This window comes from Kitasatospora sp. NPDC041917 (assembly GCF_055589745.1).
Genome location: NZ_JBVJBI010000009.1, coordinates 26,649 through 50,819 on the forward strand (window position 1 = coordinate 26,649; position 24,171 = coordinate 50,819).

Genomic DNA, 24,171 nt, shown 5'->3' on the forward strand with positions numbered 1-24,171 from the left:
ATGCTGCCGCCGGGCCTGGCGAAGTTCTTCAGCATCGTGACCGGCATGAAGTGGCCGGAGGCGAACGAGGACCACCTGCGCATGGCGGGCGACGACTACCTGGCCATCCACGAGAAGGTCCCCGAGCTCCGCGGCTACCTGGTCGAGCTGGTCAAGCTCTGCGCCGAGAGCTTCGAGGGCCAGGCGGCCGACGCCTTCTTGGAGCAGATGCGCCAGTTGATCGGCGAGACCGGCGGCACGGACTACGTCTCGGCGGCGGGCCAGATGGCCAAGCAGCTCGGCGACTTCGCCCACAAGGTGGCCAACCAGGTCGAGTACGCCAAGTGGATGATCATCGCCCAGCTCATCCAGCTGGTGGCCCAGATCGCCTGGGCGATCGCCATGTCGCCGATCACCTTCGGCGGCTCGCTCGCGGGGATCTTCGTCGCCTACGAGACCGCGGGCGCGGTGATCAAGCAGGTCTTCATCTGGCTGTTCAAGCAGCTCCTGCTGCACGAGTTCCTCTCCATCACCACCGCCATGCTGATGGACGGGATCATCCAGGGCATCCAGATCGGCCAGGGCCACAAGGACAAGTGGGAGAAGGAATCCTTCATCCAGTCGATCGAGATGGGCGCGATCAACGGCCTGCTCACCGGTCCGCTGGAGCTGTTCACCTTCGGTCTCGGCAAGGCCTTCGGGCGGATCTTCGGGCGCGGCGTCAGCAAGGGGCTGCAGGCCGACCTCAAGGCGCTGGCCGGCTCCGAGTTCAAGGGCCTGCTGAAGAACCTCCCGACCGGCACGTTGAAGGAGGCCCTCAACCTGATGCGGAAGGAGGGCAGCCTCACGCTCAAGACCGCCATCGAGCAGGCCGAGAAGAACGTCGCCAAGGACCTCGCGAAGAAGACCGCCAAGGAAGCCGCGAAGAACACCGCCAAGGAGGTCGCGAAGAACACCGAGAAGAAGGTCCAGGACAACGCCCTCAAGGAGCTCGCGGACAAGGTCGGGGAGAAGTTCGGCAAGGAGGCCGGCGAGAAGGGGATCGAGAACGTCGCCGAGCACCTCAGCAAGGTCGAGAAGCTCACCCAGAAGATGGGGGAGACCTTCGAGCGGCAGCTCGCCGAGCTCGGCATCGACAAGGAACTCTCCAACGCCGCGGGCCGGTTGATCGCCTCGCGGCTCGTCAGCGAGGGCGCCCGCTACGCCATCGACCTCGGAACCGTCAACAAGCTGGTGTCGACACTGATCGCGGCCAGCGGAAGGATGGAGTCGGGCACGCTCAGGGCCGAACTGCAGGGCATCACCAAGCAGATCGGCCACATGCAGAACGAGCTGAAGCAGCTCGGCGGCGGCGCGCTGGACAGCGGGATGAGGGACCTGAAGTTCCTCCAGGCGGAGCAGCAGCACCTGCGGGACACCATCCAGGCCACCCAGGACCTCGCGGGGCGCGCGGTGAGCCTGATGGACGGCCTGCACCCGCAGACCGCCGGGCAGTTCCTGTACCGGTTCGGCGAGGGCGTCGGCAACTACCTCAAGGGCGGCGTCCAGAACATCGTCACCGAGGGCGCGTACAACCTGGCCTTCGGCGAGAACCACAAGTTCACCGTCAGCGTCGAGAGCTTCTACGGCGGCGTCGCCATGGGCGCGCTCGGCCACCTCGGGCACATCGCCGGCGGCCCGCTGCGACTGCGGATGGAGGACATCAACCTCCCCAACTACGCGCGCTTCCCGCTGGCCGTGGTGTCCAACCTGATGGGCCACCCGACCTCCCTGTGGGTCTCCCGCCCGGAGGGGGCGGGGGCGGTGGGCGGCCCCGAGGGCATCGGCGGCAAGCTGCCCGGGACCGGCCCGCTGGACGCCTCGCGGCCGGAGAACCTGAGGACGGACTCCGACGGCTCCGCGGCCCCGGCCGGGGACAAGTCGGCGAAGCCCCCGGCGGGCAGTCCGAGGACGACCGGCGGCGACGGCTCGACGAGGACGTCGTCCGAGGCGCCCAAGTCCTCCTCGAACAACGAGAGGCCGGAGGCGCCGAAGCCGGCCAACACGACGGGGGGCCCGAAGGAGACGCCGGAGCAGGCACCGAGGCACGAAGCGGAGCAGAGGAGGGCGGAGCAGAGGACGGCGGAGCAGACCTCGGAGGGGTCCGCCCCGCCTGTGACGCGGTCCAGGACGGAGTCGTCGGCCGAGGCGCCGATGACGGCGGAGCAGCCGGCCGCACCGCCCCGGCAGCACGACGACGGCGGGAACCAGGGCACCCGCGAGCGGCAGGACCTCGACCCGAAGCCGAAGGACTCGCACGACCCCAAGGACCCCAAGGACCCCCAGGACCCCAAGGACCCGAACGAGACCAAGGAGACCAAGGAGACCAAGGGGTCCGACAGGTCCGACGGGTCCGACGGGTCCGACGGGCCGTCGAGGCCCCGGCCGGAGCCGCAGCCCGACCTGCAACCGAAGCCCGACGCACAGCCGAAGCCCGAGCCGGTCGTCCACGAGCGTCTGGACTACCTCCGCACGGGCGGCGACGGCGACGTCCCGTGGGACCGCGGCAACTTCCTGCCCGAGGGCGAGGGGCGGCAGCCCGGGTGGGTCGCGGGCAAGCCGGGCGCCGACCTGCCGGACGTGCTGTCGCTGCTGCCCGTCCGGAACGACCGCTACACCGTCGCGATCCACACCGACGAGAGCGGCGTGCCCGTATCGGCCAAGGACCTGGCCGCCGTGATCGTGGGCCTGGACAGCCTCGGACACCTGTCGGGCGGTCGCCGCACGATCGAGTTCGTCTCCTGCAACCTCGACAGCGCGCACCCGAACTACATCAGGCAGGTGATGGCCGAGGTCTGGTCGCACCCGAAGCTCGCCGACCTGAAGGCCGTCGCGGCGAACGGGCCGGTCTGGGTGGCGCCAGGGTTCGACGGTACGACCATGAAGACGGCCTCGGGCACCGGCCACGTGATCGTCGCGGACAAGGTCGGCTTCGACTCGCTGGGCCGCCCGGCGGTCGTCGGCGGCGGCGAATGGCACACGTACTCCAAGTCGCCCGACGGCGACCAGCCGATCGTGACCACGACCGCGTCGACGAAGTCGACGGAGTACCAGCACCAGTCCGAGGGCGACCTGCGCCCCATGGACACCGCCGTGCGCTTCGGCACCGAACCGGACTCCTACCACTACACCGACGCCCCCGAGCACATCCGCGCCGAGGCGGACGGCGAGCGGGCGGAGCAGTGGCGCCGGACCCAGCGGGACCTCCAGGACCAGTACGAGGCCAAGCTCACCGATGCGGCCGAGGAGCTGCGGGCCGACCCGGACGGCAGCGGCCACCGGCGCGAGGACGAGGCCGAGCGGCTGTTGAACGAGGCCCTCGACGCCCCCGGCCGGTTCCCGGAGGATGCGCCGGCGAACCTGCGCGGAGCGGTCCACGAGCGCGCCCGGGCGATGATGTACGAGGAGCTGGCCGCCCGGCCGGGGGAGCGCGAGCGGATCCTCGGCGACCTCGACGGCCTGGTGCGGGTCGCCTCCGTCCGCGAGGCGGCCGTCCGGGTGGCGGTGCAGCACTTCGACCGGGCGGCGGCCGCCTGGAACGCCCCGCGGATCACCGACGGCGACACCGGCGTCGCCCACACCCCCGACCGCACCCCCGCTCCCGTCGTGGACCTCGTCCGGCAGGACTTCAAGGCGCGGGCGGAGGCGGAGGTCGCCCGGATCTACGCCGACGCGGACAGCCTCACCACCGAGGCCAACACCCGGGCCGGGGACGCCCTCCAGCGGCTCACCGAGCACGCGCGCGACGAACTCGCCCTGCACACCGACCGGGCGAACGCCCTGGCCCTCGCCAAGGACCGGGTCGAGCGGGCCGCCCACGACTGGTACGAGCGGCTCTCCCCGGCCGACCGGGAACTGCTCGACGCCGCCGGGGTGACGGAACGCCCCGACCTGTCGTCGAGCAGCATGCAGGCGGTCCGGGACCGGCTGCGCGACCGCCTCGCCGCCGACTTCGAGAAGGCGGCCGGCCCGCTCGACGCGGCGACCGGCAAGCGCCGGGACCGCGACGAGGCCGTGGAGCTGTTCACCCGCTCCCTGGCCGGGCACGACCGGGCGCTGCCGCACGAGTTCGCCGTCCAGGCGGTCCGCGAGGCGGCGATCCGCCGGGCCGTCGCGGAGACGGAGAAGGCGGCCGAATCCTGGGCCGAGGACGCCGCGCGCAAGGAGTTCGCCGAGAAGTTCGGCGCCGGCGAGTCCGACGTGCTGCGGGCCAGGGACACGGTGCTCCGCGAACTCGCCGAGGAAGCGGACCGGGCCGCCGCCGAACGCGTCGGCGAGCCGGCCGCGCTCCGCGGCGCCCTCGACCGGCTCACCGACCCCGCCGCCCTGCACGACCGGCTCACCCACCAGGCCGCCCGCCTCGCCGTCCGCCGGCAGGCCACCGCGGAGGCCCAGGCCGTTGCCCGCGAGCACGGCCTGTCCACGCACGCCGCCGAGCGCCTGGCGGAGGGCCACGGCGACCGGATCGCCCGCGCCTTCGACGAGTCCTTCCGTTCCCACGAGGACCTCGCCGGCCGCCAGGAGCACTGGGAGGAGAGCCGCCGCGAGCTCACCGGGGAACTGGCCGAGCACGCCGCCTTCGAGAAGGAGGCCGCCCCCGCCCTGCGCGAGGCCGCCAAGGGCTTCGACGGGCTCGCGGCGCGCCACGACCTCAACGAGGCCCTGACCGACCACCTCAAGCGCGAGTACGGCGACGACTTCATCGCCCACTACCGCGAACTGTGGACGCTCGCCCACTTCGACGCGGCCGGCTGGAAGGCCCATCAGCGCGCACACGAGGACGCCTTCGGCCGCCGGACGGAAGCACATCCCGAGGAGGGCGGCGACCGCTCCCCGGACGGGGGAGCCGCGGGGGCCCTGATCCGGACCACGGGCGGCGACCACGGCGGCGCCGACGACCGGGGGGCCGCCGACCGAGGGGCCGACGGCGGAGGTGCCGTCCGGGCCCGGGACACCGCCGACCTGCCCGGTGGGGACGACCTGACGGCGGTCGTCGCCTCGGCGCTGGGCGCCCCGGGCGCCCGCCACGAGCGCCCGCCGGTCACGACCGAGATCCGCCCCGGCGTGCACTGGCTGGCCGACCGCGGCTCCGACCCGCGCGCCACCGACGAGGCGCTCGCCCACTTCCCCTCCGACCCGTCCCACTTCACCCTGGTCTTCCACGGCAAGGGACCGGACGGCGCGCCGCATGTCGACGGAAAGCCCGTCCCGCCCCGCGAGTTGGCCAGGACCGCGCTCGACCTGTACGACCGGGGCGTGTGGGACGGCCGGCCGCTGCGCCTGGCCGGCTGCGACGCCGGCCGCGGCGGCGCGGACTCGTACGCGGGCCGTTTCGTCGCCGCGCTGCGCGAGCAGCGACCGGCGCTGAAGGTCGAGGTGGACGCCCCGGGCGGCACCCTGTGGCTGGTGCCCGACCGCGTCGCGGGCGACGGTTCGCGCCGGCTGGTCGTCACCCGCGACGTCGGCTTCGACAGTGCCGGACTCCCGCGCGTCGAGCCGGGCGGCCACTGGGTCCGGCTCACCGCCCCGGCCGAGCACACCCCGGCGGAGCACGCCCCGGCCGAGCACGTCCAGGTGGTGGCCACCGAGCTGCCGTCCCACCAGGACGGCGGGTCCGCACCGCTGACCGCCACGCCCGAGCACCGGATCGTCACGCCGGACCCGCAGGCGCACGAGTTCGGCGCAGGCCGCAAGCACCTGTACAACGCGCCGGAGTACGAGACCGTCGCGCAGAACTTCGAGAGGTCCGTCGGCCTGCTCGCCTACCGGGACGAACGGGCGCTGCAAGCAGCCCGGGGAAGTGCGTACCGGCTGTACGAGGTACTGAAGGCGGCGCACGGCGACCCGACCGGCGAGCAGGTCTACCGGGTCTTCCTGAGCAAGGACCCGACCTCGGCCGGGCAGGTCGGTGAGCACCTCACCCGGGACGAGTTCCACGAGCTGCTGGCGAACGGCAACCTCCGCGAGCTGATGACGGCCTTCTTCAACGCTGCCTACGCCCACGACAGCACGCAGGCGCCCGGCTCGTACGGTCTCAAGCAGGTGCTGAACGGCCTGACCGAGCACGGGAGTCCGGCCGCCCGGCTGCGCGAGCTGGGACTGGACACCACCCGGGTGCCGCAGCAGCTGGACTACCTCAACAGCACCACCCGGAAGGTCTCGCACGCGCTGACCGGCGGGACCAGCTACTTCGACAAGGACTACTTCGCCACCGGTGCGGTCGCGCACCGGGCCCCGATGGCACTCCAGCGGGAGTACCGGGCCAGCTCCGACGCCCGCACGCCGCGGACCGAGACGAATCCGCCCGAGCTGGACCGCAAGCTCATCGAGATCCGGATGCCGCTGAGCCCCCGGGAGACGACGTTCCAGGGCGCCGAGGCCTCCCGGACCCTCCAGTGGGAGCCCGGCAACTTCAAGCACGACGTCAACACGGCCTCCACGTGGTACGGCGAGACCCGGAACACCAAGGGAATGCAACTCAGCACCGGCGTCTCGGCGACCGCGGCGAAGATGCTCGGCGCGTTCCGCGCGCTCAAGGTCCCGGACGTTCCGGCGGAGGACATGCTGCTCGCGCTGGTCGGCTGGATGCTGCCGCTGGGCGACCACTCGCTCTACGAGATCCTCAAGGGCGCCGAACTCGCCGGGGAGCTCCCGCCGGTACCGTCGCACCTGTTGACCGAGGCCGCCGCGATGTACCGGCACGTTCCGGGCCTGCCCGAGAGCACCCTGCGCCGGGAGCTCGGGATGCTCCCGCACGAGTCGGTGTACCACGCCCTGGCGAGCCGCTCCCGCCGCAACGGCGGCTTCGAGGAGGAGGGCCTGGAATCCGTTCGCCGGGTGTGGCAGCGGATGGTCGAGCCGGGGCAGGTGCCGTACCCGTTCGAGCGGGAGTGGCTGATGGACAACGGGCTGACGCGGGAGGAGCTCGGCGCGCGGCTGAGCGTGGCCCACGTCGAGGCGCTCAACATCTACACCGGCAAGGCCTACCCGCTGATCAACGTGCTGTTGAAGTTCGACGGACCGTTGCTGCACACCGCGCTGACCAAGCAGATCGACACGCTGCTGACCGGGAAGGTCGAGGCGGTGCCGTCGATGCTCCTGGACCACCCGGAGCTCGGCGGGCTCATCGCCAGTCCCGGACCGAAGTACCGGACGCCCGAGCACACCGCGGAACTCTCCCGGATGGCTCGGGAACTGCTGCCCGAGATCGAGAAGGAGCTGCGGATCCACGCCGAGATGATCATCGAGGCGTTGGACCGGCTGCCGGCCGTGACCGGGGTCGTCTACCGGGGAGAGTGGGGGCTGGGCCGCCTGGACGGCCCGGAGAGCGTGTTCACGGCGGCCAAGCCCGGCAACAAGCAGAGCAGCGCGGGGCTGCTCAGCACCAGCCGGCTGGAGGAGACGGCCCAGGAATTCCTGGCGCCCGACGAGAAGCTCGCCCAGTACCGGCTGGCCCACCGGGTCCTGGCCCGGATCCGCCTGGCGGGCGAGAACGGTGTCGACATCACGCCCTTCTCCCGCTACCGGGACGGGGAGCGGGAGATCCTGGTGAAGCCCGATACCGTCCTCACGGTCACGGGCAGCGGCACCGGCAGCACGAGCACCGGGCCGTACGAGCGGATCGACTACGTGGAGAACGGATCCGCGCGGCCGTTCGAGTGGCAGGACGGTTCGCCGCAGTGGCCCCGGCAGCTCCACGAGAAGCTCAGGTCCCAACTGGCCCGCTTGGCCAACGCGACCGAGGTGCGGTTCCACCGGGACCTCTGGCAGCTGGCCAAGGCCGCGGGCGCCCACGTCGGGCTGCCGGACGCGCGCCGGGCCCAGGCGGCCGCCCCGGACGAGGTCCTGGTCCGCCGGGCGACCGAGCACCTGTGGGACGCCGCGCGGATCACCGCCACCCTGCACGAGGCCGTCGGGCACGGCCTCGCCGAGCTCACGGGCGTGTCCCTGGTCGCCACCCTGGCCCGCACCGAACTCGGTCTGTCTCCGGACCACCGGATCACCCAGGACGACCTGCAGCGGTTCACCGGACAGGTGACCGGCGGGACCGGAACGGGCGATCACGACCTGCGCCGGCTGCTGGCGGTCGCACAGGACGTGGAGTACACCGACCACACCTCGGCCCTGGCCGACCTGCGGACGGCCTGGGAGGCCGTCGGGCGGGCCGACACCGAGCCGGTGGTCCCGGGTGAACCGGGCCTGTACCTGCTGGGGGACCGGCCCGCGGACCACGACGCCCTGGTGCCGCTCCTGACGACGCTGCAGTTCCGGGACGACTTCCTCACCGTGGTGCTGGACACCGTCGGCGGGCGCCCCGCACTGCACGGCACCGCCCTCACCCCGGCCGAGGCCGCGCACGCCCTGTTCAAGCTGGTGGAGGACGGCAGCTGGGACGTCCGCAGGCCGCTGCGCCTGCTGGCCACCGACCTGGCGTCGGACGCCCACCGGTCGTACGCCGACCAGATGCTGAACCACCTGTGGCGGATGGACCGGAGGATCCACGCACTCGCGGCGGCGGGGAAGGTCTGGATCGCCGCCTCGCCGCTCGGCACCACGCACCTCCTCGTCGCCGAGAAGGTCGGCCTGTCCCTCGTCGGAGAGCAGGTGCACGTCGGCCCCGGGAACTGGGTCTGGCTGGAGCACGGGAGCCGGCCGGAGAAGCTCGGGCCGTACTTCGCGGACGAGAAGACCGAGTTCAGGGTGAGCAACGGCGAGGGAATGCCGCTCGTGGGCCCGGCACCGCACACCGTCGGGCTCAGCACCGAGGTCACCTCCTGGGAGACGCACCCCGATCCGGACCCGGCCGACGACCAACCGGTGCACGAGCCGGGGCAGGAGTCCGAGGGAAAGATCATCGAGCTGGACGACCTGGTGGGGGGCGACGGGAGCACCGCGCCCGGATCGCCGACGGGGGACGGGAACGCCGCCGCGGGGCAGCAGACGGGACAGGCCGCCCAGCTGCCGCCGACCTTGCCGCCGGTGTCCGGTCCGGTCGTGCACCGACTGCCGGGCGACGCCTGGGTCCAGCAGGGCCGGCCACTCACGGACACCTCGGGAGGGTTCCACGGCTGGGTGCTGGACGGCACGGTGCTGCCGGAGTTCGGGTACGTCGAGAGCTCGTCCATGTCGTTCGAGATCGTGGGCCGTGTCGACGCGGACGGGCTCCCGACGGTCGACGGGCACCAGGTCACCTCCTGGGAGATGGCCCGTCTGATCGCGGACCTCAAGAAGCACGGGTACTGGAGCGGGACGGGGGACATCGAGCTCGCCGTCCCCCGCCTCGGTGCGACGCAGGGCGGCGTGTACCTGGCCACACTCCACGTGTACCTCTCCATGAGGGGCGTGCAGGTCACCCTCCGGGCACCCAAGGAGGACCTCTGGTTCGTGCCGTTCCCCGGTCGCCACATCGGCGATCCCGTGCCGTCCGGGGGCGGTCGGACCTTCGTCGCCTCGTCCTCGACCGGCTACGACTCCCACGGCTTCCCGGTGGTCGCCACGGGCGGTACGTGGATGATGGTCAAGCCCGATGCGGGGCAGAGCGGCAGCAGCGTGCAGATGGTGCCCGCGGTCCTCGAGGTGCCGGCCGGTTACTCGGGGGTTCCCGTCGACCAGGTCGCCACGGAACTCCCGTCGGAGCTGCGGCTCACCGTACCGGCCCCCACTCCGCCGCCGCCGGCCCCGGTGTCGCAGCCGCCGTCGCCGACGGGCACGGGGCCGCAGCAGCCGCCGTCGCCGACGTTCCCGGCGCCCGCTTCGACCGGGCAGGACGGACAGGCCGTGGTGGGCCGGCCGCCGGTGGGGCTGGGTGGCGGGGAGATGCCGGTGCCCGGGCCGCTGCACGAGTGGGTGCAGGCGCTGGACCACCTGTCGTCGGAGGACCGGCGGGAACTCGTGGCGGACGAGGCGTACCTGACGGGCCTGCGCGAGGAGTTGGGACCGGAGGACTTCGTGCAGGCGGCCGCCAGGCTGCTGGTCGAGGTCGATCCGAGGGCGCACCAGCCGGTGGCGGCGCGGCGGACGGCCGAGGACCTGGTCGTGCGGATGCTGGCGAACAAGGAGGTCGCGGATCGGCTGCTGGCCTCGGGGGTGCGCGTCGTGGTGGTGCCGCGCGACGTCCCGATGACGGAGGTCCCGGGCTTCGCGGCGTCCGGGCACGGCACGGGGGACGGGCGTGACTGGTCGCTGGTCCGGGGGTCGAGCGGTCACGGGCTGGTGCTGATCACGGAGGAGAACCTGCTGGGCACCCGGACGCCGGTGGGACCGCACCGGACGTACGCGGAGGGGTACTCCACGTCGGCGCACGAACTGGCTCACGCGATCCACGAGTTCGGCCTGACCGAGGCGCAGCGGGAGCTCGTGGGGCAGGCGTTCGCGGACCGGAGCGTCTCCGACGCGCTGGCGGAGCTGTTCGGCGAGGAGTCCGTCTCGGCGTGGCCGGACGGCGGGCTCACGGACGGGGGCGGCAACCGGGTCGGGAACTACTCGGCGCGCAACGAGCACGAGTTCTTCGCGCAGCTGGTGACGGCGTACTTCGGCCACAACCACGGCAGCGACCCGTTGACGGGGCTGGCGCGCAACAACGGCGCCGAGTGGGTGCGGGAGAACGTGCCCGAGCTGGTGCCGCTGCTGGAGCACCTCTTCGGGGCCGACCCGCGGGCGGACCACCCGGAGCCGGCGAACCAGGTGAGCCGGGCCGAGGCCGAGGAGCAGTTGTTCACCGGCTTCCGGGAGTTCATGGAGTCGACCGAGCGGGAGAGCCGGTCGGTCGTGCGGCCGAGCGAGGATGAAGTGCTCGGCAGGCTCCGGGCGTTCATGGACTCGGTGGAGGGGGAGAGCCGGTCGGTCGTGCGGCCGGGCGAGGAGGAGGTGTTCGGCAGGCTCCGGGCGTTCATGGACTTGGTGGAGGGGGAGAGCCGGTCGGTCGTTCGGCCGAGCGAGGATGAAGTGCTCGACGGCTTCCGGGAGTTCATCGACTCCACGACGCGGACCGAAGGACAGCACGAGGACGACGGCCCCGTCCTGCAGCCGGGCGACGTCGTCACCGAGGCGAACGGGACGCAGCACACCGTCCTCGGCCCGGTCCTGCCCGCCCGTCCGCCCCGGATCGACGAGCACGGCCTGGCGGCCTCGGACGTGCTGATCGGGCTCGGCAGCACCCGCACCCAGCTCCTGGAGCACTTCACGAGCCGGTTCGCCCAGGTGCTGCACGGAGAGGACGCGGCGGCCAGGACGCTCGCCGAGACCCTGTTCGGCGCGGAGACCCTCCAAGCCAAGCTCACGGCACTGTCCCGGGGCGAGGTCTGGGACGTGCCCTTCTCGGTGGGCACCTGGACCGGCACCGTCCGGGTCGGGGCCGACCTGGGCCGCAGCACCTTCGTCAGGGCGGCCGACGACTTCGAGTTCGAGTACGGCTCGGAGCGGCAGACCTCGGTCGGTGTGACCGGCGACCGCCTGCTCCAGCTGAACGTCGGCGCGCAGGCGAAGTTCAAGTTCGGCAAGCCGGCCGACCTGACCGAGACCGTCGGCTACCAGCACGGCTGGCAGCACGGGACGGCCGACGCCCAGGCGAGCCGGATGGTGGCCCGTGGCAAGACGTCGGAGACCGCCGCCCTGTTCGACACCGTCTTCCACCTGAAGGCGGAGTTCCTCGACCTCGGCCGGCGCACGGTCGGCGTGTTCAGGGAGGTGTCCTCGGAGCCGGTCCCCCCGGTCGACGTGCAGGCCCAGGTCGCGGTTCCGCTCCGGGAGACCGGCGCTCCGCAGCCGGCCGTCCTTCCGCTGCTGCCCCCGCCCGGGGCCGGGCCGGGCGGGGGCAGGCTGTCCGGCTCGCACATCGTGACGGACGTGTGGGCGCTGCGGCGCGGGCCGGGGGCGACCGAGGAGGCCGAGGGCATCCCGCTCGTCGAGCTGAACGCGCCCAGGACCGCCGCCAAGGGCATGGCCGAGTTCGTCGCGGGCTTCGAGGCGCAGGCGAGGGAGCACTTCGGCAGCACCTGGCCCGCGCTGAGGGCCAGGCTCCTGGAGCAGGTCGACCTGGGCACGCTGCACCAGGACCTCAAGGCGCTGATGTCGGGCGAGACCAGGACGATCGAGGTGGACGGCCTCCTCGGCCCCAAGGCCGTCATCACCCTGAAGAACGCCCGGATCCACACGATCGAACCGACGGCGGAGCTGCCGCCCACCGAGTTCAACATCGCCACCGGGACGTCCCGCTCGCACACGGAGCAGGACACCACCGAGTCGGGGTGGCAGTTCCCGCTGGTGGGCAGCGCGACCGGATCGGCCAAGAGCGGCGGCGCAGGCCTCGGCGCCGGCGTCAGGACCGGCCGGGAGAAGGTCGTGCTGAACGGCGGCGGCGACGAACTGTCGCTGGGCACCAAGGTGAAGACGGCCGGGGTGGTGTTCGAGGGCGAGGCGCGGATCGAGGTCGAGTTCGGGGCCTTCGGCAGGGTGCAGCGCGTCCAGGCTCGCTCGGTCGACGCCGGGCTCGGCTTCCGGGTGGTCGTCGACCGGTCGGAGACCAGCCCGGTCACCCCGGGCCAGGTGGAGCCCGCCCCGCACCCGGACCACGCGCCGCTGCCGCCCGGCGCCCTGGTCCCGCACCCGCCGTCCGGGATCTGGCACGGCTCGGCCGCCTACACCGGGCTGCCCGAGACCACGGTCGTCCGCGACGTGCGCAGCGTCGCACCGCTGCACGCCCGGCTGGACGAGCTCGGGCGCGCCCAGCTGGGGGCGAAGGCCTGGGGCGAGGTCAGGGAGGACGTCCTGCGGGCGTTCTCGCAGTCGGCCGTCGGCGCCCACCTGGTCGGCATGACGCAGGACGTTCCGCTGCGCAGCCCCGCGGTCGCGCTCGGCCCGCTGAGCAAGCTCGGCCTCGGCGTCACGGCGCACGTCGCCGCGTTGACGTACCGGCGGGAGCAGGCGTCGGCGGACCTCAACCCGGTCCGGGAGAGCACGACCTTCGAGTCGAAGCGGCTCCTCGACTCCGACACCTGGAACGTCTCGGCCCAGGGCTTCGGCAAGGGGCCGGTGCACACCCGCGAGAACGTGCTGGACGAGAGCGGCAAGCCGTTCACGGACACCCTCCAGGGCACCGCCACGGTCACCCGCGAGGTGCGCGACCGGGACGGCTGGCGGGGCGGGACCTCGGCCAAGAGCTACGCGAGCGGCAAGTACCGCAGCGCGCAGGTGCTGTACGACGCCCGGTTCGAGCTCCAGCTGACGCTGAACGGCAAGCCGCACGGCGAACACGTCGTGCTGGAGGCCTCGCTGAGCATGGAGCAGGCGCACACCCGGCCCCAGGCACGGAACAGCCGGGTCATCGGCAACCCGTTCGACGGGGCGGCGCCGCGGCCCGACGTGCCGCTGCCCGGGCCGGAGCACACGGGGCAGGCGCCCGCGAACCTGCGGGTCCCGGACAGGCTCGGCCACTCCGACGTGGTGCTCGGCGTCGGCCGGCGCGGCCCGTCCGTGCTGGACGAGGTCCAGCGGCTCCTCGGCACGGTCGGCCCGGTGTCGGCCCAGGCGTCCGTCCGCCTGGCGTCCCAGCTGGACGGGGCCGGCCTGACCGCCTCGCTGTCCCGGCTCAGCCGGGGCGGCAGGCTCAGCGTGGCGGTGGACACCGGGAGCTGGAAGGGGAAGGTGGAGGTCACCGTCGCCCCGCTGGCCCTGCGGCACCGGCGGACGGTGGACGGCTTCGAGTTCGAGCTCGGGAGCCAGCAGCGCACCGTGGTCGGCTACAGCTGGGACCGGCTGAACCGCTGGCGGGCCGGGGCCGCGCTCAAGGGCACCGTCCCGCACGTGACCGTCACCGGCGACTACGCCCGCACCAGGGACAGCGTTCGGGGCCTGACCATCGAGCGCACCGGCGGGACCGGAAGCCGCGGCAAGAGCGTGGAGACGGCCGAACTGTTCGACGGGGACGCCGTGTTCACCGTCCGGTTCATGCCGGAGCGGTTCCAGCGGTCGCTCGCGGGGACGACCGCGGCGGCGCCGGTCCTGGTGGCCGCGCCGCACCGCGACGTGGTGCTGCCCCCGGCGGGCCACAATCCGCCGGCCCTGCAGCTCCCGGACAAGCGGCTCGGCTCCTCCGACATCGTCACCCGGGTCCACCTGGAGGGCGCGGACGGAACGGTGCACACCGGTCCCGAGGCGGTCACCACGGTGGTCGCCGAGCTGCAGCCGAAGGGCCGGGCGGCGCTCGGCCGGGACTGGGAGGGGATGAAGGCCAAGCTCCTCGACGCCCTCGACTTCGACAAGCTGCACCCGCTGCTGAAGCCCATGACGTCGGGCCACGAGATCGTCCTGACGCACGGCCGCAGCACGGTGCGGATCACCGCCTCGGTGGACCGGGTGACCAAGTCGGGCGACGCGCCCCAGGTCGAGTTCAACATCGGCTCCAGCACCCAGACCGCCTTCACCAGCTCCGAGGCCGGCACCAACTCGGGCAGCGGGCAAGCCGACTCGCTCGGGCTCACCGTGCTGGGGACCGTGGGCACCGGCGTGTCCGCCGTGGTCGGCGGCGGCGTCGCCCACACCCGGCGGCAGGACGCGCTGGACCACCGCCGGGACGTCGTGGTGACCGGAACGGCCGTCAAGACCAAGCTCGCGGCCGAGGCGCACCGGGCCGTGATCCGGCTCTCCGTGGTGATGGAGCGGCGTCCCGCCGTACCGCTGTCCCTGGAGACCCGGCCGGTGGTCCCCGTCACCGGCCCCCCTCGGTCCGGGATGCCCGGGGTCGTCCACCGCCTGGCCGAGGCCGGCAACGCCGTCGTCCCGCAGTGGCGGCTGCGCCGTACGGTCGCGGAGACCGTCGTCCACGCCGACGTGCTGACCGAGCCCAACCGCTCCACTCCCGCCGCCACCGTGCCGGGACGGCGCCGCGGGCCCGTCCTGCCGCAGGAGCTGCGGGTGCCGCCCGCCGAGATCTTCACCTCCGGCCTGCGCCCGGGCGACGTGCTGCGATGGGTCGGCGACACCGCGGGCCTGCGGGGCCTCCTGCGGACCGAGGGCCCGCGCTTCTTCGGCGAGGGACCCTGGAAGCGGCTGGAGCCCGTGGTCTCCGCCGGGCTGAGCCATGCCCAGCTCTCCGCCCTGCTGACCCCTGCGGTCGGAGCCCACCAGGGCACCGGCGGGGCGGTCGGCCCGCAGCGGGCGCTCGGCACCCCGTCCGTGAGCCGGCGCTGGTTCGTCGACGACGTCCAGGTGGCGGTCAAAGCCTCCCTCGTCCAGTTGGAGTACCACGGGGACAGCGCCAGGGCCGCGCTGAGCCCGGCGAACGAGTCGGGCGGCGGCAACCGGAGCACGCAGCTGACCGGCCGGCAGTGGAACCTCCGGGGCCAGGTCGGCGTCCAGGGCGACCTCGGCGCCCTGGTCGAGGGCACCGGCTCGCTGCTGGTCGGCGGCGCCTACCGGCAGCGGCTGGGCACCGTCACCGACGCCGGCGGCCGGAACGTGGCCAACGCCAAGGCGAACACCCCGATGGCCCGTTACACGGGCTACGTCCAGCTCGAAGTGACCCTCCACAAGGGCGGCGACCCGGCCGGTCAGGACCCCGGCAACGAGCGGTCGCTGTCCGGGCTGATGCCGGTCGAGCTGGAGATCCCGCACGCCGACACCACGGCCGGGGTGTCGCCCGCGGACCACTGGACGCAGTTCACGCCCGACCACCCGGACGGCGAGGCGCTGTCGCGGCGCCCGGTCGGGATCCAGGTGGCACGCTCCCTGACCCCGCACCACGAGGGCGGCGTCCGCGTCCTGCGGGACCCGCTCGCCGACCAGGCCACGCACGAGAACCTGGAGCGGAGCGTACGGTCGATCGAGGAGGACCCGCGCTACTTCACCATCGCCTACCACGCCGTCACGGAGAACGGAGCGCCGGGCTGGAACGGCTGGCCCCTGCACCCGGACGACCTGGCCCAGTCGCTGGCGGAGCTCCACGCCACCGGTGAGTGGGACGGCCGCCCGCTGCGGTTCGTCGCCTGCGACGCCCAGGAGTACGTCACCCAGGTGCTGCGGTCCCTGCGCGAGCGGCTTCCCGGGGTGGAGCTGCAGGCGTACGTCGGGAACGGCAAGCTCTGGGTGGTCCAGGACCAGGGCCGCACCCACCTGGTGGTCGGCTCGCGGGTCGGCTGGGACGCCTCGGGCCGGCCCCGGCTGGAGGCGGGCGGGCAGTGGCTCCATCTGAGGCTGCCGGTGGAGGGCGCCGGGGCGCACACCCCGACCGTCGACAACGGGGCGGGCGTCCACGCCCCGCCGCCGGAGCACGCCCCGCCGCCGGCCCACGGGCCGGTCGTGGAGGTCGTCGAGGTCCACGGCCCGCAGCTGCACGACCCGCAGCCGCTCGCCGAGGCCACGGCGCAGCACCCGGTCGTCGACCAGCGGGACCTCCAGCCCCTGGGCGTCCCCAAGCAGGCGCTCCACGCGACCCCGGAACACCGGCGGCGCGCCGAGGAGTTCGAGGCGCGGCTGGGTGCCTACGCCTTCGCGCACCCCCAGGCGCAGGCCGCGGCCCGCAACGCCGTTCAGCGGCTCTACGACGCCCTGCGGGCCGCCCACCCCGAGACCCCGGAGGGGGAGCTCTACCAGGTCTTCCTCAACACCGACAGGAAGCCGGAGGAGGGCTCCGCCGGCCAGGTCGGCGAGCAGCTCGGCCTGGCGGAGTTCCGCACCATGATGCGGACCGGCAACACCCGGGAACTGCTGACCGCGTTCTACAACGCGGCCTACGTCAAGGACTCCCCGTTCGGCCTCAAGCAGGTGCTCCAGCGGATGCTGGAGTCCCCCGACCCCACGGCGACGGCCGAGGCGATGGGGCTGGACCTGCGCGAGCTGGCGGCCCAGCAGGACTTCCTCCGGAGCGGGACCCGCTCCGTGCTGGAGATCCTGCCCGGCCTCAACACCATGTTCGCCAAGGACCACTTCGGCACCGGCACCGTCATCAAGCAGGGCGCGGAACCGCTCAAGGCCGGTGCCGAGTACCTGGCCAGCCTGAAGGCCCGCCAGGCCCGTGAGCCGGTGCCGCCGAACGACCTGACGGCGCAGGGCCTCCAGGACCGCGGCATGCCGCTGAGCCCCCGGGAACTGGCGTACCAGCAGGGCGTCGGCGACGGGGAGGCGCTGACGTGGAAGCCCGGCCGGGCGCACTACATGCTCAACGAGAAGTCCGCCTGGTACGGCGAGGCCCACCGCGACAAGGGCATGCCGCTCAGCACCGGCATCTCGGCCACCACGGCGAAGATGCTGAACGCCTTCCGACTGCTCAAGGTCGTGGACAGCGCACCGCAGGACATGCTGCTGGCCCTCACCGGCTGGATGCTGCCGCTGGGCGACCACTCGCTGTACGAGATCCTCAAGGGCGCGCAGCTGCTGGACGAACTGCCCCCGCTCCCGCCGAACGCGCTGGACGACGTCTCGACGCTGTACCAGCACATCCCGGGCATCCCGCAGCAGCAGGTGCGCGCGCTGCTGGGCGAGAACGGCATGCTGCCCCACGAGGCGGCCTACCACGACCTGCTCCACAAGCCGCGCGCCGACGGCGGCTGGCGGGACGACGTGGTGGAGAACGCGCAGCGCAACCGCGACGGGTTCACGGTGGCCGCGAACGACCCGACCCGGGCCTCGCGGGTCGTGGCCGAGTGGCTGGGCCGCAACCCGCTGAGCGCGCGGGAGGTGCTCGACCGGCTGACCCCCGCGCACTTCGACGCGCTGGCCGTCTACACCGGCCCCGCCTACGCGCTGATCAACGTGGCCCTGAGGTTCGGTCCGCTCACCCGGCAGCGGGCCCTGGAGGTCCAGATCACGGGGCTGCTGCGCACACCGGACCCGGCCCGCCTGCCGTCGATCCTCAAGCACGACCAGGTGCTCGCACCACTGCTCACCAAGCTGCCCCGCAACCGCACCGCCGACGACTGGAAGGCCCTGAAGAGCGCCGTGAAGGAGCGGCTCCCGCAGATCGAGCGGGAGCTGATCGCACACGCGGAACTGATCTCCGAGTCGCTCGCCAAGCTCCCCCCGTACTCCGGCGAGCTCTGGCGCGGCGACCGGGTCCTGGGCCTGCCGGGACCGGTCGGCAGGCGGCTGTCGCCCTCCTACGGGGGAGAGACCTTCCGCAACCCCGACTTCGTGAGCACCAGCATGGACCGTCAGACGGCGATGATGTTCATGCAGACCCGCACGGAACTCCCGCTCACCTACCGCGCCCTACTGCACTTCTCCGTGCGCGGCGGCGGCAGCGCCTTCGACATCCAGCCGTTCTCGGACAAGCAGGGCGAGGCCGAGGTCCTGATCCGGCCGGGCAGCACCTTCGACCTCGGCGGGCGGCAACTCCTCCAGTCCTCTCTGCGGGAGCCGTACGTGCAGATCGAGGCCACCGAGCGGACCACGCCCTCGCCGTTCCCGAAGGCGAGCGACGCGGACCAGCGGCTGCACGAGGCCCTGGCCGGGCTCGCCAACGTCCCCGAGCTGCGCACCCACGACGACCTGTGGCCACTGGCCGAGTACATCGGAGCGGACCACGGGCGCCCGCTCGCCGGCCGGGTCACCGACCTGGTCGCGGGGGAGGCGGCCCGCCGCGAGGCGAGCATGAACGCCTGGCGCACCGCCAAGCTCGCCCAGGAACTGCAGCAGGGCACCGAGCGGATCACCCTGGCGCACCTCACCAGGCTGCGCCGCACCGCCGACCTCGTCCGCGAGGCCCTGCATCTGCCGGCCGACCGGCAGGTGACCAGGGCGGACCTGGTCGACTACGTCCGGACGCTGAAGGGCGACGGCGGCGGCGAGGTCGACGCGGGTGACCTGAGGACCCTGGTCGACGTGGTCGACAAGCTCAAGCGCCCCGGCCGCGCGGTGGCCGTCACCGAGGTCGAGCAGCGCTGGCGCGACCCCGGGTACGAACCCGCCCCCGAGCTGACCGTGCTGGAGTCCCAGGCGCTGTACTGGGTCGGCGACCGGCACGCCGACTGGCGGACGCTCACCGAGTCGGTCTTCCCGAACCTCCCGCACGCGAACGACTACCTCACCCTGGCCATGCACACCGCCGACGGCGTGCCCGTGATGGGCCATGTCGTGGTCGCCCCGGCGGATGTCGCGGGCGGGCTGCTCAAGCTCTACGAGGAGGACGGCTGGGACGGCGAGAAGCCGGTGCGCTTCGTCGCCTGCGACCTCAACGTCCGGCCGGACCGCGAGTACGTGCGCGAGGTCATGGAGCACGTGTGGGCCCGGCTGCCCAAGGCCGTGGCCTACGCCGCCGACGGCCAGGTCTGGTTCGTCCCGCCGGCTCCCGCGGCCGGCGCGGCGGGCGGCGGCCGGGGCCACCTGGTGGTCACGTCCGGCGTCGGGATGGACGCGCACGGCCGTCCGGTGATCGTCCGCGGCGGCAACTGGCAGCGCATCGCCCAGGACGGGACCGTGGACCTCGGTGCCTACCTGAACGACGACGGCAGGGCGGCGTACCCGGAGGCCGACCGGGGCGACGTCCACGGCGGGATCGACGGAGCGGTGAAGTTCGGCGTCGACACGCCGCTCGACACCGACACGCCGCTCGACCAGCAGCTCCACCCCGGCGACGGCTCCCCGCCCGTCGTCCTCCCCGGTGCCCAGCCGCCGCCCACGGCAGCGGTCGTACGGCACACGGTCTTCGACGAACCGCGGTACCGGCACCACACGGAGGCCTTCGACCGGGAGCTCGGAGCGTGGACGGCGGGCGACCCCCGGGTGGTCGACCGGGCCCGTGCGGCGCTGCGCCGGATCGCCGAGGCCACCGGGGCGGAGGGCACCGACCACCTCGTCAGCGGCGGGAGCCTGCACGAGGTGATGCGGGAGTTCCACCGGCTGGCCCGGGACGAGCGGTTCCGGCTCGACGATTCCGGGGCCCTGCGGGCCGACGCCGTCCGGCAGGCGGACCTGCGGGAGCTGGGGATCAGGACGGCGGACGGCGCGGCCTCCCGGGTCGCGGCCGAGGCCATGCAGGCGTACCGGCTCCTCGGGCAGGGCGACCACGACCTGTTCGCCCGGGCGCTGTACGGCTGGCTGCTGACGGGCGGGGAGCACTCGCTGCACGAGGTGGTGGCGGGCATGCGGCTCGCCGGCGCCTTCCCCGGCCACCGGTACACCGACGGTGCCGAGCTGTACCGGAACGTGCCCGGGGTCCCGCCGGCGGAGCTGCGCCCGCCGGTGGAGGGCTGGGACGGGCCGGTGAGGCCGGCCTTCGAGCACCCGGCACCGGCGGAGCTGACGGCCGGACTGCCGCACGAGCGCACCTACCTGGAGTGGGCCCTCACCTCGAAGGAGGTGAACGGCACGGTCCTGGAGGAGACGCGGCGGCGCTGGGAGTCGCTGACCGAGACCAACCCGGACGAGGGACTCGGCGCGCCCCCGTACCTGCAGTGGATGGCCCGCAACGGCGTCGCGAGGGCGACGGACGTGACCGACCTGCTGGGCCCCGCGCACTTCGTGGCGCTGTACACCTACACCGGCCCGGCCTACTCGCTGATCAACGTGCTGCTCAAGAACCCGGGCCCCGACGCCGTCCCCGCGCTCCGCGGGAAGATCGCGGCGCTGATCGCCAAGCACTACCGGGACCCGGGCACCGCGCTGCCCGGCTCGATCACCGGGATCCCCGAGCTGCACGAGGGCATGCGGGCGAGGACCGAACCGTGGAGTCTCGCCGACTCCCTGACCGCCGAGCAACTGGCGGGCATCCAGCGGGAGATGCAGCTGCACAGCCATCTGCTGGCGGACGCGCTGCGGCTGCTGCCCGCGGCGAGGGGGACGCTGTTCCGCGGCGACGGCACCCTGGAGGACCCGATGCGGCCGACCGGCCGGCCCGCCGGGCCCGAGTACGGCGGCGACGTCATCCTGCACCGGACGTTCGCGAGCTTCAGCACCAACGAGAGCACCTCGTTGGGCTTCATGAAGAAGTACGACGGCCAGGACGAGTACCGGGTCCTGCTGGAGCTGGAGGCGACCGGCCTCAACGGCCGCGACATCGCGCCGTTCTCCTCGCACATGGAGGAGGAGGAGGTCCTCTTCCTGCCCGGGGCCCGGATGCGGGTCACCGAGCGCACGCTGACGCGGACGGAGGACGGCGTCACGTACGTCCGCCTCAGGGCCCGCGAGTCGGCGTCCGACGAGACGGACAACACGGCCGCCGTGCCGCCGCCCCGGCGCACCGGCGACGAGCCCGCCACGGACCTCACCGAGGAGACCGGGCCGGCCTCCGGCGGTGTGCGCCTGGCGGACGGACGGACCGTCCCCGACGAGCTGCTGCTCACCCACACCATCACCGACGCCACCGGCCGGGAGACCGGGCAGGCGCTCTTCGACGAGGCCGACTGGGCGAAGCGGTCGACGCTGTACCCCGGGCTGAGCGAGGTCACGAGCTTCGTGCCGCGCTCCACCGACGGCTTCGCGACCGGAGTGCCGCAGCAGGTGCCGTGGGACGGGAAGCACACCTACTTCTTCGCCGCGCACGGCCGTTCGGAGGGATTCGACCTCCCGCTGACCGACGGCACCAAGGCCCACGGGGTCACCGGCACCGAGGTCGGCGCCCTGCTCAAGCGCCGGCTCGCCGACCTCGCGCTGAAGGCGGCCGACGCGCACCGGAACGTGAACGCCGACGCGGACGGCGACCCGGACGGCGGCCCGAGCCGCGGCCCGGCCTCGATCACGCTGCTCAGCTGTGAGTCCGCCGAGCACGCCCAGGCCGTCGCCCGGCAGACCGGACTGCCGGTCCACGCGCCGACCGGCCGTACCGGCGTCAGCGGCAGGCCGGCCGGCCCCGACGGTCCGTCGACCGCGAGCGTGTACGTCAAACCGGGCCCGGACGGGTCGACCGGGCTGTTCCGGACGTTCCACCCGGACCCGGCCGGCGCCGCCCCGGACGGTACGCCCCCGTCGCACGCCCCGGCGGCCGGCCGGCTCGAACGGTCGGCGCCGGTACGACGCGCGCTGGACAACACGGGGAACGGCGAGGGCTCCTCGCGGTCCGGCCCCGAGGTCCGCCACGAGAACGGTGTGGAGATCCACCGCTACGCCACCGGGGAGGAGGTCCACTTCCTCCCGGACCGGGAGGTCCACTACCTGGCGGACCGCGAGGTCCACCACCTCACGGACGGAACGGAGATCCAGCGCTTCGCGGACCGGGAGATCCACTTCCTCCCGGACCGGGAGGTCCACTACCTGGCGGACCGCGAGGTCCACTACCTCGCCGACGGGACGCAGATCCACCGCCACCCGGACGGGACGGAGATCCACCGCTTCCCGGGCGGCGGGGAGACCCGCTACCTCGCCGACGGCCGGGTGGACACCTACGACGGGGAGGGCCGGCTGGTCGAGCGGTACCGCGCGCCGGAGGACCACCACCACGGGCCCGACCTGCGCCCGCTGGACGTCGCCCTCGACGAGCGGAACGCCTACCTGGACACCGAGTTCGGCGCGCCCGAGGTCCCGCTGGTGCCGAGGGACGACGTCCCGCACGCCGCCGCGCAGGAACCCCCGAACCCGGTCGCGACGAGCCGGTACGTCGACCTGGACGCGCTGCGGGAGGCCCAGTCCGTGCCCCTGATGTGGCGGTACGACTCCGGCCACCTCTACCGGTGGGAGCGGAGCCGCTCCGACATGGTCGACTACCCCGAGGTCTTCGAGGGCGGAATGCGGCCGAGGCAGGAGGACCGCTACCCCGACCTCCAGGACTACGTGGGGAGCAACGAGGCGTCGGCCCTGGTGAGCACGACGCGCTCCCGCACGGCCCAGCACGTCGACTGGGGGACCTGGCACCGCTACGTGATCGACGCACCGGGAGGCATCGACGTCCGGGAGACCCTGAACCGTCCGGGCCTCTCGGAGGAGGAACAGGAGGTCGCGTTCCCCGGGGGCATCGACGGCCGGTACATCGTCGGCGTCGAACTGGTGCGCGGCATCGAACTGGACCACGCGAGCGGCCGGTACGCGGAAGCGGTCGAGTTCGTCCCGAACGAGGCCTACCGGCCGGACCACCGGACCCCGGAGCAGACCGCGGCGATGGGCTTGACGGAGCCCGCCGCGGAAGCGGACGGGAACCCGGGCGGGCACGTCGGCGACCACACGGCCGACGACATCGAAAGCGTCCTGAACGGCCTGGGCGGGCTGAGCATCGTGAACGGCGACGACTCCTCGGTGGGGTCCGACTCCGACAACAGCGCGGCGCCGCCGGGAGGCTGGCACCACCAGCTCCCGGAGCACGACCCGGAGGTCTGGGCCGACCCGTCCGGCTGGGCCCTGGCGGGCATCGACGGCACCCGGGCCGCCGACCTGTTCTGGCGCGACGGGGGCTGGACCATGAGCACGGCCGAGTTCGACGCGATGCCGCGGGCGTTCCGGGAGCGCGTCGCGCAGCTGGAGCTCTTCGGGACCGACCAGCAGAGGCTCGGCCGCGACGCCTACTACGACCGGCAGGGGCTCGAACCCATGGCGGAGCTCGTCCGCGGGCTGAGCGACGAGGAACGCGGGGCGCTGGAGTTCTACACGGCCCCGAGCGAGACCGGGGACGGCGAGGTCGCCGAGCAGTTCTCGTACTACGAGGTCAAGCAGATCCGGTGGCAGCTGACCATGGCGGGCCGGGACCACACCGCCCTGCCCCCGGGCCCGGTGCGGGAGGTCATCGGGAACCTGGACAGTTCCATCGAGCAGAGCCCGGTGACGGGGGACCTCGTGGTGAGCAGGGGAGCGCCGTACGTCGGACCCGGGCTGCACCCGGGCGTCCTGGAGGTCGGGCAGGTCGTCACCGAGCCCACGTACGTCTCGGTCTCGGCGGGCAGCCGGCTGCACGGGGCCTTCGGCCAACGGCTCATCCGGCTGTACCTGATGCTGCCCGACCGGACACCGGGGGCGTTCCTCCGGGAGGTCTCGCACAGCCCGGCCGAGAACGAGATCCTGCTCGGCGCCGGACTGCGCTGGCGGCCGGTCCGGATCATCCCCCCGGACCACCCCCTGCAGCAGGGGGCCCTGGACGGCGGGGAGGCGGACGTGCCCCCGGAGAGCCAGTGGATCGTCTACGGCAGGGTGGAGCCGCCGGACGACGACGCCGACGAGGACTTCGAGCCGATGGGGGACGAAACGGCGGAGCAGTTCGCCCCGAACCCCGACTACGGCCTGACCGACGACTGACAGCCACCA

1 protein-coding gene is annotated in these 24,171 nt (G+C 73.3%); it reads left to right on the plus strand.

The window, feature by feature from the left end:
• Positions 1-24,162: a scabin-related ADP-ribosyltransferase gene (locus ACZ6EM_RS13300; RefSeq protein WP_465772491.1), complete on the plus strand. Its 24,162-nt coding sequence runs from the start codon at positions 1-3 to the stop codon at positions 24,160-24,162.
• Positions 24,163-24,171: the final 9 nt, after the last annotated feature.

What these genes read in the sequence shown, in the direction of transcription:
- ACZ6EM_RS13300 (WP_465772491.1), top strand. Translation starts at nt 1, where the DNA reads ATGCTGCCGCCGGGCCTGGCGAAGTTCTTCAGCATCGTGACCGGCATG.